17 protein-coding genes are annotated in these 14565 nt (G+C 70.3%); 7 read left to right on the forward strand and 10 right to left on the reverse strand.

The window, feature by feature from the left end; all coding sequences use genetic code 11:
- Positions 1–97 precede the first annotated feature (97 nt).
- The 3 genes from K6T25_RS03840 to K6T25_RS03850 all read right to left on the reverse strand — a co-directional run bounded on the left by K6T25_RS03840 (position 98) and on the right by K6T25_RS03850 (position 1226).
- Entirely contained in the window at positions 98–364 is a 267-nt protein-coding gene (locus K6T25_RS03840; RefSeq protein ID WP_222916640.1) for a DUF7553 family protein, read from the reverse strand.
- Positions 365–438: 74 nt separating this feature from the next.
- The gene (locus K6T25_RS03845) at positions 439–975 is read right to left on the reverse strand and encodes a cob(I)yrinic acid a,c-diamide adenosyltransferase (RefSeq protein WP_222916641.1); all 537 of its coding nucleotides are present in this window, start codon (positions 973–975) and stop codon (positions 439–441) included.
- A gap of 11 nt (positions 976–986) precedes the next feature.
- A complete protein-coding gene (locus K6T25_RS03850) occupies positions 987–1226 on the reverse strand; it encodes a glutaredoxin family protein (RefSeq protein WP_222916643.1) in 240 nt (79 codons plus the stop codon).
- A gap of 139 nt (positions 1227–1365) precedes the next feature.
- Between K6T25_RS03850 and K6T25_RS03855 the strand changes: the two genes are divergently transcribed.
- Positions 1366–3510, forward strand: coding sequence for an alpha/beta hydrolase family protein (locus K6T25_RS03855; RefSeq protein ID WP_222916645.1), 2145 nt, complete (start codon positions 1366–1368; stop codon positions 3508–3510).
- 397 nt (positions 3511–3907) lie between these two features.
- Here K6T25_RS03855 and K6T25_RS03860 read toward each other — a convergent pair whose 3' ends face one another.
- Together K6T25_RS03860 and K6T25_RS03865 are read right to left on the reverse strand one after the other, a co-directional pair.
- On the reverse strand, positions 3908–5080 hold the full coding sequence (locus K6T25_RS03860; RefSeq protein WP_222916647.1) for an MFS transporter: 1173 nt from the start codon (positions 5078–5080) through the stop codon (positions 3908–3910).
- Complete coding sequence (locus tag K6T25_RS03865; protein WP_222916649.1) at positions 5077–5463, reverse strand: acyl-CoA thioesterase; 387 nt, start codon at positions 5461–5463, stop codon at positions 5077–5079. Before K6T25_RS03865 ends, K6T25_RS03860 begins: the two co-directional genes overlap by 4 nt.
- A gap of 105 nt (positions 5464–5568) precedes the next feature.
- Here K6T25_RS03865 and K6T25_RS03870 point away from each other — a divergent pair, with 105 nt between their 5' ends.
- A complete protein-coding gene (locus K6T25_RS03870; protein WP_222916651.1) occupies positions 5569–5739 on the forward strand; it encodes a DUF7838 family putative zinc beta-ribbon protein in 171 nt (56 codons plus the stop codon).
- A 38-nt stretch (positions 5740–5777) separates the two neighbouring features.
- Here the strand turns inward: K6T25_RS03870 and K6T25_RS03875 are convergent, their stop codons facing one another.
- The 3 genes from K6T25_RS03875 to K6T25_RS03885 form a co-directional block, all read right to left on the reverse strand.
- Entirely contained in the window at positions 5778–6389 is a 612-nt protein-coding gene (locus tag K6T25_RS03875) for a DUF2391 family protein (protein WP_222916653.1), read from the reverse strand.
- A gap of 104 nt (positions 6390–6493) precedes the next feature.
- Positions 6494–7528: an isocitrate lyase gene (gene aceA, locus K6T25_RS03880; protein WP_222916654.1), complete on the reverse strand. Its 1035-nt coding sequence runs from the start codon at positions 7526–7528 to the stop codon at positions 6494–6496.
- Positions 7528–7734 (reverse strand): hypothetical protein, encoded by a 207-nt coding sequence (locus K6T25_RS03885; RefSeq protein ID WP_222916655.1) that lies wholly within the window; start codon positions 7732–7734, stop codon positions 7528–7530. The genes aceA and K6T25_RS03885 overlap by 1 nt, the downstream gene beginning before the upstream one ends.
- A 359-nt stretch (positions 7735–8093) precedes the next feature.
- Here K6T25_RS03885 and K6T25_RS03890 point away from each other — a divergent pair, with 359 nt between their 5' ends.
- From K6T25_RS03890 to K6T25_RS03910, 5 genes are all read left to right on the forward strand, one after another.
- Positions 8094–8492 (forward strand): fluoride efflux transporter FluC, encoded by a 399-nt coding sequence (locus K6T25_RS03890; RefSeq protein WP_222916656.1) that lies wholly within the window; start codon positions 8094–8096, stop codon positions 8490–8492.
- Positions 8493–8521: 29 nt separating this feature from the next.
- Positions 8522–8905 (forward strand): fluoride efflux transporter CrcB, encoded by a 384-nt coding sequence (gene crcB, locus K6T25_RS03895; RefSeq protein WP_222917837.1) that lies wholly within the window; start codon positions 8522–8524, stop codon positions 8903–8905.
- An 81-nt stretch (positions 8906–8986) separates the two neighbouring features.
- A complete protein-coding gene (locus K6T25_RS03900; RefSeq protein WP_222916657.1) occupies positions 8987–9427 on the forward strand; it encodes a universal stress protein in 441 nt (146 codons plus the stop codon).
- A gap of 96 nt (positions 9428–9523) precedes the next feature.
- Positions 9524–11041: a carotenoid oxygenase family protein gene (locus K6T25_RS03905; RefSeq protein WP_222916658.1), complete on the forward strand. Its 1518-nt coding sequence runs from the start codon at positions 9524–9526 to the stop codon at positions 11039–11041.
- Between the two features lie 96 nt (positions 11042–11137).
- Entirely contained in the window at positions 11138–11332 is a 195-nt protein-coding gene (locus K6T25_RS03910) for a cold-shock protein (RefSeq protein ID WP_073306691.1), read from the forward strand.
- A gap of 173 nt (positions 11333–11505) precedes the next feature.
- Here the strand turns inward: K6T25_RS03910 and gcvPB are convergent, their stop codons facing one another.
- A complete protein-coding gene (gene gcvPB / locus K6T25_RS03915; RefSeq protein ID WP_222916659.1) occupies positions 11506–13020 on the reverse strand; it encodes an aminomethyl-transferring glycine dehydrogenase subunit GcvPB in 1515 nt (504 codons plus the stop codon).
- 52 nt (positions 13021–13072) lie between these two features.
- A complete protein-coding gene (gene gcvPA, locus K6T25_RS03920; protein WP_222916660.1) occupies positions 13073–14413 on the reverse strand; it encodes an aminomethyl-transferring glycine dehydrogenase subunit GcvPA in 1341 nt (446 codons plus the stop codon).
- Positions 14414–14565: the final 152 nt, after the last annotated feature.

Here is a 14565-nt window from a genome sequence, read left to right on the forward strand (position 1 = left end):
CGGGCGCCGCCGTCGAGTCGGGCGGTCCGACTCACTCTCGCGACGCGCGCTCGGTCCGCTCGCTCGCGATCCGTGTTTCGACCGCCGAGCGCCAGCGCTACTCTCGACTCCGCCCGGATCGGTACTCGTCGACCGTCTCGCGGGCCTGCTGGACCGCCTCCTTCGCCTCCCCCTCCGCCTTCCTCGACAGGTCCGTCAGGTCCGCCTCCAAGCGATCGAGCCGCGAGGGCTCCGGCTCCCTCTCGCGACCCACGATCTCGCGAACCCGCTCTTCGACCGGTTCGAGCTCCTCTTTGACCCCCTCCTTCGCGTGGTCCGCCGCACGACCGAGATAGTATCGCGCGTCCTCGAAGTGCTTGGACATGCCTGTCCCTTGGCTGACGACGGACAAACCGTTTGTGGGGGTCGCGGCCCGCGGTCGCCACAACCACGGCGCCGCTACTCGTAGTCGGGGGCGTCCTCGGGGACGCCGTCGCGAGCGTTGACGGCGCGCGCGAAGGTGAACAGCGCGTCCGACAGGCGGTTGAGATACGCCACCGCCTCGGCGTTGACCGGCTCGTCGTCCGCGAGCTCGACCGCCCGACGCTCGGCGCGGCGCGCGACCGTGCGGGCGTGATGGAGCTTCGCTCCGGCCTCGCTTCCGGAGGGGAGCACGAAGCTCGTGAGCGGTTCCAGTTCCTCGTCCAGTTCGTCGATCCAGTCCTCGAGCTGTTCGGTGTGGTCCTCGCGGACGACGGGATCCCCCTCCTCGGGGTCGGGGTTGGCGAAGTCCGCCTGGAGGACGTGGAGGTGGTCTTGCACGGCGCGCAGCATCTCGTCGATGTCGTCGTATCCCGTCGGGCGGATCGTGCCGATCAGCGCGTTCGCCTCGTCGACGGTGCCGTACGCCTCGATACGACGGGAGGTCTTCGACACCCGCGACATGTCGCGGAGGTCGGTCTTCCCCTCGTCGCCGCGGCCGGTGTAGATGGGCATCGGATCGGGACTCAGGCGAGCGTTCGCTCGACGTACTCGAGGATGTTCGCCGACTCGTTCATCGTCACGCCGCGCTCGTCGTCGACGAGCACGGGGACGCCGCGTTGCCCGCTGACGCGGGCGACCTCGTCGCGCTTCGAGTGGAGCGCTTCCGTCCAGACGGTCTCGTACTCGACGTCGGCCTCCCGGAGCGCGTCGTGGACCTTCTCGCACCACGGACAACCGTCCAGCGCGTACAGCGTTACGGACATGCTCCGACCGTGGGTCGCCGGCGGCAAGTAGCTTGCCACGCCGGCGGCCGCGCTTCCCGGTGCGGTCGTCGAAACGGACGACCGCCACCGAATCCGCTGGTTCCCGAACGGTCAAGTGCCCGTCACCACACCGGCGCGTATGCAGCACGGACTCGATATCGAGTCGTACTACGACCTGCGACTGCTCGCGGAGGTAGCGGTATCCCCCGACGGCGAGCGCGTCGCGTTCACCGCACAGGAGTCCGATCCCGCTGCCGACGAACAGCGGACGGGGCTGTACGTCGCGCCGACGGACGGGAGCCGCGAACCGCACCGCCTCACCCGCGCGTCCACCGCGGCGTCGCCGACGTGGGGGCCCGACGGCCACACGCTCGCGTTTCTCGCCGCCCGCGATGCCGACCTCGATCGCACGCGCGGGCGCGCCGACGAGGGCGACGACGAGACGGACGAGGCGAACGTCGACGAGGATGACGAGGACGAGGAGAACGGTACCGACGGCGAGAACGGCGACGAAAAGCCGAAACAGCAGGTGTGGGCGTTCGACCTCGCGCGCGGCGGCGACGCCCGCCAGCTGACCGCCTTCGAGCGGGGGGTCACGGAGTTCGATCTCGCGCCCGACGGCGACCGTCTCGTCGTCGCCGCCCGCGACCCGACCGACGAGGAGGAATCGTACCTCGACCAGCGCGAGGACGGCGGCCCCATCGAGGTGACCCGCCTCCAGCACAAGCGCGACGGCGCCGGCTGGCTCGACGACGTGACGACGTACCTGTTCGTCGGCGACCTCGACGGCGAGGCCGCCGACGCCGAGTCGTTCGACCGCCTCGACGACGCCTACGGCGCCGGCTCGGCCGAGCCGCTCGCCGGGCTCCAGCCCGCGTGGGGGCCGACCGACCGTATCGCCTTCACCACCTGCGTCGACGACGACCCCGACGACTCCGGCGCCTACGACGTGTGCACGGTCGCCCCCGACGGGTCGGACTGCCGGGTCGTCACCGACGGGAGCCTCCGGTGTGCTTCCCCGACGTGGTCCCCCGACGGCGACCGGATCGCGTTCGACGGCAGCAACTACGACAACTGGTACGAGCCCAACGAGGCGTACGTCGCGCCAGACGAGGCCGACGCCGCGTTCGAGTCCGTCTCCGCCGAGTTGGACCGCACGCTCGCGCGCGACGGGGCGCCGCGCTGGCTGGACGGCGAAACGGTCGTCGTGCCGATCGCCGACGAGGCGTGGACCCGGCTCGCGGTGTGTCCGGTCGACGGCGAGCCGCGGCGGGCGTTCACCCGCCAGGGCCGCGATCGGACGATCGCGGCGTTCGATCTCGCGGGCGACACGGTCGCGCTCGGCCTCACGGGCGCCGACCAGCCGCCGGACGTGTACGCGGTCCCCGGCGCCGAGTTGCGCGAGGACGACGCCGGCGGCCCGACGAGGCGCCTCTCGGCGCTCAACGACGACTGGCTCGACGAGCGCGCCGACGCGCTGCCCGACTGCGAGGTCGTCGCCTACGAGAACAGCGACGGGGAGGAGATCGAGGCGGTCGTCTACTACCCGAGCGACTTCGACGCCGACGCGGACGACCCGGCGCCCGCGATCTGCTCGATCCACGGCGGGCCGATGAGCTACGACGCGCCCGCATACCGCTTCACGCTGAACTACTGGACGAGCAGGGGGTACGTCGTTGCGAAGCCCAACTACCGCGGGTCGACCTCCTACGGCCGCGCGTTCTCGGAGTCGCTGAAGGGGAGCCGCGGGGAGTTGGAGTCCGACGACGTGATCGCGGCGATGGAGCACCTCGTCGACGAGGGGGTCGCCGACCCCGACCGCCTGTTCTGCACGGGCTTCAGCTACGGCGGGATCACGACCGCGCACGTCGTCACACGGACGGACATGTTCGCCGCCGCCGCGCCCGAACACGGCATCTACGACTTCTACAGCAACTTCGGGACCGACGACAACCACAACTGGCACCAGTGGGAGTTCGGGATGCCGTGGGAGAACGAGGCGCTGTACCGCGATATCTCCTCGATCACTCGCGTCGACGAGATCGACACGCCGCTGCTCGTTACCGCGGGCGAGGAGGACTGGCGGTGTCCGCCGACGCAGGCCGAACAGCTGTACGTCAGCGTCCGCAAGCGGGGCGTCGACGCGAAGCTCGTGATCTACCCGGACGAACACCACAACATCGGGACACCCGAGCGGGCGACGCATCGCATCGAGGAGTTGACGGAGTGGTTCGAGAGCCACGATCCGGGCGTGGACGAAGGAGCGAGCGAAGCGAGCGACTGAGGCCACGGTGGACGGCGGCGAGGTCTTCGTGCCGAGCCGCCCACGAAGGGCGTGGACGAAGGAGCGAGCGAAGCGAGCGACTGAGGCCGGTGGACGGCGGCGAGGTCTTCGTGCCGAGCCGCCCACGAAGGGCGTGGACGAAGGAGCGAGCGAAGCGAGCGACTGAGGCCACGGTGGACGGCGGCGAGGTCTTCGTGCCGAGCCGCCCACGAAGGGCGTGGACGAAGGAGCGAGCGAAGCGAGCGACTGAGGCCACGGTGGACGGCGTTCACAAATCGCGGCGCGATGTGTCCGCTCACGAGACCGCAGGTCTCGTGAACGGCGAGGTCTCCGTGCCGCCACGCCCGTATCACACACAAGGAAGGGACAACGACTCTCGCGGGATGTCCTGTCACGATCACAGATCGAGCCCGAGCGCCCGGTTCGCGCCGAGCAGCGCGAGACACGTCGCCAGCAGCGCGACGACGAGACCGTAGGCCGCCGGCCATCCGGCCGCGCTCGCGACGGCGCCGGTGACGACCGACCCGGAGGCGGCGAGGAGCATGTACACGGTTCGCAGTAGACCGAAGGCGTATCCGCGCTCGGCGTCCGTCAGCCGGTCCATGAACCGCGCCTGGATCGGGCCGGGCCAGGAGATCCCGGCACCGAGCACCGCGACGCCGGCGACGGTGCCGACGACTCCGGGCGCGAGCACCAGCGTCGCGATGCCGGCGCTCGCGAGCGTGACGCTGATCGCGACGGCGGCGTCCCGGGAGAGCGCGTCCGACACCCGGCCGTTCACCGGCTGGGCGACCGCGCTGATCGCGAACACCGCCCCGAAGGCGGTCGCCGCCGTCGACGGCGCGAGGTCGCGGTGCGCGACGAGAAACGTCGGCAGGAACGACGAGACGGCCTGAAAGGTGAACCCGCACAGCACGGCTATCGCGGTCGTGTACGCAAGCGGCGGACGGGCGAGCACGTCGGCGATCCGTCCCGGGTCGACGGCCGCCCGGAGGTCGCGATCGGGGTTGGCCGGCGCGAGCGACGGGACGAACAGCAGCGTCGCGACGGCCGCCGGGACCGCGACGCCGGCGCCCGCGCCGACGGCGACCTCCCAGCCGTACCGGTCTGCGAGCACGCCCCCGATCCCGGGGAACGCCGCGCCGGCGACGGCGCCCGCGCCCGTGAGCACGCTCAACGCGCCGCCGCGCTCGTCGTACAGTCGCGACAGCAGCGAGGTCCCGGGCGAGAAGAACAGCCCGGCGCCCGCGCCGAGCACCAGCGTCGCCGCCCCGAACGCGAACATCGACGACGACAGCGCCACCAACGCGGTCCCGACGCCGGCGCCGACGATCCCGGCGAGGACGACCGGTCGTTCGCCGAGGCGGTCGGCGAGCACGCCGCTGGGGAACTGCAACAGCGCGTACGTCGCCCACATTCCGGTGAGCGCCAGCCCGACCGTCGCCTCGGTCGTCCCGAAATCGACGAGAACGAACGGGACGACCGCCCCGAGAAGCACCCGCGCACCCAGTTGACTGAAGTTTCCTGCGCTTACCGCCGCGAGCGCGAGGCGGCGGCGACCGCCGCTCATTCGGCCGCGTGCCGTTCGGCGGCCGCGCGGACCGCGTCCGGCAGCGGCTCGGGGCCGTCCTCGCCGATCGCGACCTGGACGGTCTCGCCTTCGGCGACGAGGTGCCCCTCGTAGTGCAGTTCGTAGCCGAAGGTGAGGCTGGTCGTCCCGACGTCGGTCACGTCGAGCACCGCGCGAACGGCGCCGATTCCCTCGATCGGCGCCCGGAACTCGATCGACAGCGACGCCAGCGCCGCCCGCGAGTCGGCCAGATCGATACCGACCTCCTCGCGGAAGAACGCGGTTCGAACCTCCTCCAAGTAGGTGGCGTAGACGGCGTTGTTCACGTGGCCCATCGGGTCGAGGTCGCGATAGCGGACCGGGATCGTCGTTTCGAAGGTCATACGCGGAGGTCGACCGCCGGGGATTTCGGGCTATCGTTCCCCGGGCGCCCCGCTGGCCCGACGGCGACCGGTGTCTTGAAAGTCTCCGCCCACACAACGACGGGTATGAGCCTCGAGATGGAGTTCTCCTGCCCGCGCTGCGGCGAGGACCGGGACTTCTGGCGCGTCGCCGCGATGACGATCCACTTGGGCGAGAAGACGAAGTGGCGCTGCAACGAGTGCGACTACGGCCTCACGCGTATCAACGGCGACCGCGCGGACCCTATCGAGGCGTAACCGAGCGCCCCCTCGCGCGTCGGAGGACGCGCCCGTCGTTATCCCGGTAACAGATCCCCCAGCGCCGCGCCGACCGCCATCGGGAGCCCCGCCACGACCGTACTCCCGAGCGCGACCGTCGGGTCCGCCCAGTCGATCTGTCCCCACGCGGTCAGCCCGACGACGGCGGTGAACGCGGCGACGCCGAGGACTCCGACGAGTCGACGGGGAACGATCCCGAGGAACGGTCGGTGGACCCGCACGTCCTGAAAGTCCGCGACGTAGACGATCCCGACGACTAGCAGAACCGTCACCAGCGCGGTCCCGACGAGGAACGCGGGATTCGCGCCCAAGTACGCCCCGATCTCCGTCGTGCCGCCCTCGACGAGCATCGGGACCCCGAACAGCACGCTCCCGAGGAACGCCTCCGCGATGTCGCCGCGGTCGAAGCCGCGGACGACCGTCCCGAACACCGACGGCTTCGGGGTCGCCAGATCGCGGGCGGTCCGCATCGCCCCGCGCACTCTCCGGCGCTCCTCCGTGTCGTCGACCACGTCCTCCAGCGTCTCCAGTTCCTCGATCAGGTCCTCGACGGTCGCTTCCGTCGACTCACTCCCGTCCGGGATATCCCCTTCGCCGTCCCGGCGGGCCGGTGCGTCGCTGTGGGTCATCGGTCGGGTCTGATCCCGGGCCCACGTAGTTCCGACGGTGCGGGCGAGGGTCGGAGTGCGGTGGAACTGGCGAAAAACGGTGACGGGTGGACAGCGCGCCGCGATCAGTCGTCGTTCGAGGTGATCGGCTCCGAGCGGTCCTCGGCGAAGCCCTCGGACTCCTCGATGCGGTCCTCCGCCTCGGGGTCGAACTGCGTCTCGATCTCCTGATACCGGTCGACGAACGACAGCGCGTGGTGGCTCTCGGTCTCGTGGCCGATGTAGCGCTCTTCGAGGTCGAACTGCGCCTCCTCGTCGTTCTCGGCGATGTTCTTCATGTCCTCGTAGACGGCGTGCGCGCCCGAGTGCAGCGCGTAGAGGGTGATGAACTGGTACTTGTAACCCAGGTCGCCCAACTCCTCGAACGTGAGCGGGTCCTCCTCGGCGCCCCACTCGAAGGAGGACGAGTAGTTGAACGCCAGATCCAGGTCGGGGTGCGTCTCGTGGATCGTCTCGGCGTACTCGACGGCGTCCTCGCGGCTCGGGTCCGGCATCTCCGGCCAGACCAGGTCGACGCCGGCGTCGGCGTAGATGCGGCCGCGCTCGAGGTGCTCCTCCCAGTCGCCGTTGGCCGACCCGTACGCGTCGGTGCGGGCGATGACGATCGTGTCCTCGCTTTGCTTGGCGTCGACGGCCGCCTCGAAGCGCGAGCGGGCCTGCTCGCGGGAGACGATCTTCTTGCCCGCGATGTGACCGCAGCGCTTGGGCGTCGTCTGGTCCTCGATGTGAACGGCGGCGACGCCGGCCTTCTCGTACTCGCGGACGGCGCGCCGAACGTTGTGGGTGCCGCCGTAGCCGGTGTCGCAGTCGGCGATGACCGGGAGGTTCGTCGCCTCGACCATCCGCTTGGCGTTCTCGACCATCTCGGTCATCGTCACCATCTCCAGGTCCGGGAAGCCGAACTGCCCGAGGACCGTCGAGTAGCCGGACATGTACGCGGCGTCGAGGTCGGCCATCTCCGCGAGCCGGGCGTCGAGCGCGTGGTACACCCCGGGGGCGAACACGTAGTCCTGCTCGTCGAGCATCTCGCGCAGTTTCGCGCCCTGCGGGTTGTCGATGTCCTTCGTGAAGACGTCCTGGTCGAGTTCTGAGGGGTGCATTATTCGGAATCCTCCATGAGCGCGATCTCGAACGGGTCGCGGCGACGGCGGCGCTCGGCGCGGTCGCGTCGGGTGTCTGCGGCGTCGGCGGTGTCGGTCGTCGTGGCGGTGCGGCCCGTTCGCGTCCCCAGGTCCGGGACCAGCGGCGCGTCCGTCTCCTCGGACGGTCGGGTGCCGGTTGTGGGGCGGATGGCGCGACGGCTCATCGGTCGTCGCCCTCCGTGGGGAACAGGCTCAGTTCACGGTCGTCGATCTCGTCGAGGTCGGTCTTGGGGTTCGGGTTGAACGTCATGGGGTGGGTCGTTCGGGTGGTGTGGGTGGCGTCGGTGGGTCGCGGTCGGTCGGCGTAGCCTGTGCATGTCCTGGGGCGGATTTGTGGTCGTGTACACCCATGCTGTGTCGCCTCACCTGTGTTCAGTCGGGAGGATACAATAAATGTAACGAACTATAATGATAATATTCTATAACGGGTTTCTACGCATGGGGACTCCTTAATTGGTATTAGTTGGCACGGCGTCGCGCGACGATCGACAGTCGGATACGATCCACCCGAGAGGACCCGCGTATGTCGCGGGATCTCCGGGCGTTCGCGCTCACGCTCGCGCTCGTTGCGGGCGGCGGCGCCGTCGGCGCATCGGCGCGTCACGCGGTCGGGACGGCGCTTCCCGGGCTCCGGGGGACGCTCGCGGCGAACGTTTCGGGCAGCCTGCTGCTCGGGTTCCTGCTGTACGAGGCGCTTCGCACCGACCGGCTGGGCGACCGCACGCGGACGCTGCTCGCGACGGGGGTGCTCTCCTCGTACACCACCTACAGCACCTTCGTCGTCGAAACCGCTCGGGCGGAGCCGCTCGTCGGCGTCGCGTACCTCCTCGCCAGCTACGGGCTCGGCTTCGCGGCCGCGCTCCTGGGGCGCGACCTCGCCGCCCGCGTCGATCCGCGGGACGACCGGGAGGTGGGAGCGTGAGCGTCGCGACCGCCGCCGCCGCCCCGCTCGTGTCCGCAGCACCGCTCGCGGGCGTATTCGACCCCGCGCTCGTCGCGGTCGGCGGCGCGGTCGGGGCCGTCGCGCGCCACCTGCTCGGGTCGGCGGTCGACCGCGAGGAGTTCCCGCTGGGGACGCTGACGGTGAACGTCCTCGGGAGTTTCCTGCTCGGGCTGCTCGTCTTCTGGCCCGTCGGCGGCGACGCGCTGCTGCTGGCGGGAACCGGCGCCTGCGGCGCGTTTACCACCTTCTCGTCGTTCTCGGTGTCGACGGTGCAGTTGTGGGAGCGGGGCCACCGGAGCCGGGCCGCGCTGTTCGTCGCCGCCAACACCCTGCTCTCGGGCGGCGGAGTCGGGCTCGCCGCCGTCGTGGCCGCCGTCGCCGGCGTGGCGTGACCGAACGGCGCGGGGCAGTTTCGGGTCGGCGAGCCTCCGGTGACCGAAACGCCCGAGTTCCCGCCCCGTGTGGTCGCAACTATGTCACGACGCGTACTGGTTCCGCTCGATCAGTCCGAGCAGTCCACGGAGGCCCTCGATCACGCGCTGGAGGTTCATGAAGGGGCGACGCTCGTCCTCGTCAACGTCGTCGACCCCACCCGGTGGGTGTCCGCCGGCGACGGCGAGGGGATGGACCCGTACTACTCGAAGGAGTTGGAGGAGTCGGCGAAGGACGCGAGCGACGAACTGCTGGAGTCGTCCGCCGAGCGCGCCCGCGACCGCGGCGTCGCCGTGGAGACGGTCCGACTCGTCGGCGGGCCCGCGAAGTCCATCCTCGAGTACCTCGAGGACGAGGGCGACGACATCGACCAGGTGGTGATGGGGAGCCACGGCCGGAGGGGGATCTCCCGGATGCTCATGGGCAGCGTCGCCGAGAAGGTGACGCGACGGTCGCCGGTTCCGGTGACGGTCGTCCGCTGAGAGTCGTCCGCTGAGACGGTCGACGGCGGACCGTCGACTGTCGCGATCGGTTCCGGTCGCCGACACCGATTAGCCGCTCGCGTGCCTCTCGGAACCGTGACCGCTCATCCCGGCTTCCACTCGCTCCACGAGGAGACCGTCGAGACGCTCCCGGTCGAGGGCTCGATCCCCGACTGGCTCGTGGGCAGCCTGATCCGGAACGGCCCGGGCGCGTTCTCGTTCCCCGACGGCAGCGCCGTGGACCACTGGTTCGACGGGTTGGCGATGCTGTATCGGTTCACGTTCGACCCCGGCAACCGGGGCGGAGGCGTCGCCGACGAGGACGCCGGCGGCGCCGGACGCGTCGACGGCGACGCGGTCCACTACCGCAACCGCTTCCTCCGCACCGACGCCTACGAGGCCGCCCGTGCGGGCGCGTTCGACGGCGGCTTCGCGACCGGCGAGACGACCCTGCGCTCGCGCCTGCTCACCTTCCTCCGGGAGCCGTACGACAACACGAACATCGTGGCCGAGCGCGTCGGCGACGACTACCTCGCGCTCACCGAGTCGCCCCGGCGGGTCCGGGTCGACCCGAACTCTCTCGACGTCCTCGGGCACGACGAGTACGAGGGGGACGCGCCGACGGGCCAACTGGCCTGCGCGCACCTCAAGCGCGACCCGGCGACCGGCACCCTCGTCAACGTCGAGACGGCGTTCGGACGCACGAGCCGGTACCACGTCCACGCGTTGACGCCCGACGGCGAGCGTCGCCACGTCGGCAGCGTCGAGACGGAGAAGCCGGCGTACCTCCACAGCTTCGCGCTCACGCCGCGGTACGTCGTGATCGCGGAGTTCCCGCTCCGGCTCGACCCCCTCCGGCTGTTCAAACCCGGCAGGCAGGCGCCGTTCATCGAGCAGTTCGAGTGGGAGCCCGACCGCGGAACGCGGGTGATCGTGCTGGAGCGCACCACCGGCGAGGTGGTCGCCGACCCGGTGACGGACGCCGTCTTCGGCTTCCACCACGTGAACGCCTTCGAGCGCGACGGCGGCCGGGAGGTCGTCTTCGATCTGGAGACGGTCCCGGACGCGACGGCCATCGACTCGCTGTACCTCGACCGGCTCCGCGCGGGGAGTTTCGGCGCCCTCGGCGCGCAGGTGGACCGCTTCGTCGTCGACCTCGGGAGCGCGACCGGGACGGGGCGCTACCGCGCCGGCGACGCGAGCGTGAGCCGCGAGACGCTGTACGACGGCGGCACGGCGCTGCCGACGGTGTCGCCCGCGCGGTGGTGCCGGCGCCACCGCTACGTCTACGCGATGCGCACCGACCGGCCCGTGAACGAGTGGGCAAGGGGGGTCCTGAAACTGGACACGGAAACCGGCGAGACGGTCGAGTTCGGCGACGGCGGCTACTTCGGCGAGCCGATCTTCGTGCCGAACCCCGCGGGCGACGCCGAGGACGACGGCGTCGTGCTCGTGGTGACGCTGGAGGCGGGTTCCGACGCGTCGTCGCTGGTGATACTGGACGGCGAATCGTTCACGGAGCGGGCCAGGGCGCGACTCCCGCACGCCGTCCCCTTCGACTTCCACGGGCGCTACTTCCCGGAGGTGAGGGCGCAACGGGCGGGAGAGGAGTGATCGGATTGAATCCGGTCGAGTCGGATCGAACCGAACTCCCGTGGTACCACGACTCTCGGAAGGGTTATGCCGCGGACGGTCGTACGTATATTTGCAATGGCAAACGGAAAGGTTGATTTCTTCAACGACACTGGCGGCTACGGTTTCATTTCTACCGAGGACGAGGACGACGACGTGTTCTTCCACATGGAGGACGTTGGCGGTCCGGATCTGACGGAGGGTGAGGAGATAGAGTTCGACATCGAACAGGCCCCGAAGGGCCCGCGCGCGACGAACGTCGTCCGCAACTAAGCCGGGTTACTCGTCGCCTCCGGGCGACGGTGAACGGTTACTTCGATTTTCGCGTACACAGCAACGGACGAGCGTTGCGACCGTTCGGTGACACGGCGGCTGCTCGGACTTCGACCGGCGTCGACGGAGTGAACTCGAACGACCCGACAAAACAGACAGCGGCGCGACCGGAACTACTCGTCCGTGCCCAGCGCGTGCCAGGAGAGCCGCGGGGTCCGCGCCGCGGAGGTCTGGTCGACCCGTCGCGACGCGGTCCTCGTCGGCGCCGCGTGCAGTTCCTCGTCGCTGTCGGCGAACGCCTCGTTGAACGCGTTCGCCAGGTTCTCCAGCGAGCGCCTGTTCTCGACCTCCGTCGGCTCGGTCAGCATCGCCTCGGGCACCATCTCGGGCCACTTCGTCGTCGGCGGGTGAACGCCGTAATCGAGCATCCCCTTCGCCACGTCGGCGGCGTCGCGGTCGCCCGCGGTCGCGGCGAACTCGTGGTGGAACGGGCCGTACGGAACCTCCATGTCGAGCAGGCTGGCCAGGTAGTTCGCGTTCAGCGTCGCCTTCGCGGAGGCGTCGAGCAGCCCCTCGTCGCCCAGCCGACGGATGTACGCGTACGCCCGGATCAACACGAGCCAGTTGCCCGAGAAGCCGTGGACCTTCCCGATACTGTGTTCGGGGTCGAACAGCTCGTACTCGTCGTCCGCCGTCGCGTCGTTCGCGTGGCCGTGATCGTGTCCGGCCAGCGCGCCGCCGTCGGCGGCGGCGGCAGTGTCGCCGGCGCTTCCCGCCTCGCCGACCGTCCGGACCCGCGGGCGCGGCAGGAACGCCGCCAACTCGTCGACGACGCCGACCGGCCCCGCGCCGGGGCCGCCGCCGCCGTGGGGCGTGGCGAACGTCTTGTGGACGTTGTAGTGCATGATGTCGAAGCCCATGTCCCCCGGGCGGGCGCGCCCGAGCAGCGCGTTGAGGTTCGCGCCGTCGTAGTACAGTAGCCCGCCGGCGTCGTGGACCATCTCGGCGATCTCGGTGATGTCGCGCTCGAACAGCCCCACCGTGTTGGGGTTGGTGAGCATGAGCGCGGCGGTGTCCTCGGAGACGGCCGCCTCCAGCGCCTCCACGTCGACGCGGCCGTCCTCGCCGGAGGGGAGCTCGACCACGTCGTAGCCGGCCATCGCCGCGGTGGCGAAGTTGGTGCCGTGGGCCGACGCCGGGATGATCACCTCGGACTTGTCGTTGCCGTGGTGCTCGTGGTACGCCTTCGCGACGGCGATGCCGGTGAACTCGCCGGCGGCGCCCGCGGGCGGCTGGAGCGTCACCGCGTCCATCCCGCCGATGGTCGCGAGGTACTCCTGCAGGCCGTGGAGGAGTTCCAGGTTCCCCTGCACGGTTTCGGGGTCGCGGTCGGGGTGGACCGCCGCGTTCGGGTCGGCGGCGACGGCGTCCGCGAACGAGGGGTTGTACTTCATCGTGCACGACCCCAGCGGGTACGGCCCCGCCTCGACGCTCCAGTTCATCTGCGACAGCCGGGTGTAGTGGCGCGCCAGCTCCGGCTCCGAGAGGCCGGGGAGCTCCAGCGAGTCACGCGTCAGGTCGTCCGGGAGCGCGGACCCCTCGCCGGGGTCGACCTCGGTGGAGTCCTTCTCCGAGAGGAGCGACTCGTTGCGCGTCTCGTCGCCGTAGCGAGCCTGGTCATAGTTCACGCGAACCACCCCTGTGGTGAGGGTGAGCTCGTCGGACTACGTCCGACGTAGTTCATCGTACCACCTCCGCGACCGCGGCGACCAGATCGTCGGCCGCGTCGGCGTTCAGGTCGGTCACGCACACCTGCAGCGTCTCGTCGTCGAGGACGTGAACCGCGAAGCCACGCTCCTCCAGCCCGGCGGCGACGCCCGGGGCGTCGTCGACGCCGACGGTGAACTCGCGGAAGTGGTGCCGGTCGTCGAGTGGCGCCTCGACGCCGTCGAGCGCGTCGAGGGAGGCCGCCACCGACGCCGCGTCGCGGACGCAGTCCTCGGCGAGGGCGACGAGCCCCTCCGGGCCGAGGTAGGCCGCGTGCATCGCCGCCCGGAGCGCCACCCACGCCTGGTTCGTGCAGATGTTCGAGGTGGCGCGTTCCTTCCGGATGTGCTGCTCGCGCGTCTGCAGCGTCAGCGTGAACGCCCGGCGGTCGTCGGCGTCCTCGCTCTTTCCGACGAGGCGGCCGGGTACCTGCCGAAGGAACTCCTCCGAACAGGCGAACAGCCCGAGCCCCATCCCGTAGCTCGCGGGGAGTCCGAGGGCGCCGGCCTCGCCGACGACCACGTCGGCGCCGACCGCCGCCGGTTCCTCCAGCAGCGACAGCGCGACCGGGTCCGATCCGACGCAAAACAGCGCGTCGTGCTCGTCCGCGAGGTCGCCGATCGCCGCCAGTTCGGGCTCGATAGCGCCCGTCACGGTCGGCGTCTCGGCGTACACGAACGCGGTGTCCTCGTCGACCGCGCTCGCGAGCGCGTCGAGGTCCGCGGTGTTGTCGGCGTAGGGGTACGTCTCGACGGTCAGATCCGAGCCGTCGACGTAGTTGTCGAGGGTGCCGCGCTTGCCGTCGCGCAGGTCCTCTGGAACGAGCACGGTCGATCCGGTCGTCGAGCGGACGCGATCGGCCAACAGCGCCGCCTCCGCGAGCGCGGCCGCGGCGTCGTACATCGAGCAGTTCGCGACCGGCAGCCCCGTCAACTCGACGAGGATCGACTGGTACTCGAACAGCGCCTGCAGGAACCCTTGCGTGATCTCCGGCTGGTACTGCGTGTAGCTGGTGAGGAACTCGGAGCGCGAGGAGAGGTCGTCGACGACCGCCGGGACGTAATGCGAGTAGTGGCCCCGACCGAGGAACTCGGTGAGGTCGTCGTTGCGTTCGAACGTCTCCCGAAGGTCCGCTCTGACGGTGCGCTCGTCGCGCTGGGGAATGCCGAACTCCCCGTCGAAGGCGACCGTCTCGGGGATGTCGAACAGCTCGGCCTCGTCGTCGACGCCGAGCGCGTCGAGCATCGCCGCCGTCTCGTCGGCGGTGTGGGGCGCGAACGGCGACCCGCCCGTTCCCGCGGACCGTCCGCTCATCGGGTGACCACCCCGACACGTCCGTGTGGGTTGACCGCCGCCGCGTATCCGCGTCTGTCCATAGATATGCCTACGGCGCGCCCACCAAGAGTCGTTCGCTCCCGGGCGGTGCGGCCGGCTGTCGGGGCGAGCGTGAGACGTATCCGTCGGCG

Origin of the sequence: Halobaculum rubrum, from assembly GCF_019880225.1 — an archaeon.
GTDB classification, from domain to species: domain Archaea; phylum Halobacteriota; class Halobacteria; order Halobacteriales; family Haloferacaceae; genus Halobaculum; species Halobaculum rubrum.

Coding starts and splice junctions, on each gene's coding strand:
- K6T25_RS03840 (WP_222916640.1), bottom strand. CDS start 364: ATGTCCAAGCACTTCGAGGACGCGCGATACTATCTCGGTCGTGCGGCG.
- K6T25_RS03845 (WP_222916641.1), bottom strand. CDS start 975: ATGCCCATCTACACCGGCCGCGGCGACGAGGGGAAGACCGACCTCCGC.
- K6T25_RS03850 (WP_222916643.1), bottom strand. CDS start 1,226: ATGTCCGTAACGCTGTACGCGCTGGACGGTTGTCCGTGGTGCGAGAAG.
- K6T25_RS03855 (WP_222916645.1), top strand. CDS start 1,366: ATGCAGCACGGACTCGATATCGAGTCGTACTACGACCTGCGACTGCTC.
- K6T25_RS03860 (WP_222916647.1), bottom strand. CDS start 5,080: ATGAGCGGCGGTCGCCGCCGCCTCGCGCTCGCGGCGGTAAGCGCAGGA.
- K6T25_RS03865 (WP_222916649.1), bottom strand. CDS start 5,463: ATGACCTTCGAAACGACGATCCCGGTCCGCTATCGCGACCTCGACCCG.
- K6T25_RS03870 (WP_222916651.1), top strand. CDS start 5,569: ATGAGCCTCGAGATGGAGTTCTCCTGCCCGCGCTGCGGCGAGGACCGG.
- K6T25_RS03875 (WP_222916653.1), bottom strand. CDS start 6,389: ATGACCCACAGCGACGCACCGGCCCGCCGGGACGGCGAAGGGGATATC.
- aceA (WP_222916654.1), bottom strand. CDS start 7,528: ATGCACCCCTCAGAACTCGACCAGGACGTCTTCACGAAGGACATCGAC.
- K6T25_RS03885 (WP_222916655.1), bottom strand. CDS start 7,734: ATGAGCCGTCGCGCCATCCGCCCCACAACCGGCACCCGACCGTCCGAG.
- K6T25_RS03890 (WP_222916656.1), top strand. CDS start 8,094: ATGTCGCGGGATCTCCGGGCGTTCGCGCTCACGCTCGCGCTCGTTGCG.
- K6T25_RS03900 (WP_222916657.1), top strand. CDS start 8,987: ATGTCACGACGCGTACTGGTTCCGCTCGATCAGTCCGAGCAGTCCACG.
- K6T25_RS03910 (WP_073306691.1), top strand. CDS start 11,138: ATGGCAAACGGAAAGGTTGATTTCTTCAACGACACTGGCGGCTACGGT.
- gcvPA (WP_222916660.1), bottom strand. CDS start 14,413: ATGAGCGGACGGTCCGCGGGAACGGGCGGGTCGCCGTTCGCGCCCCAC.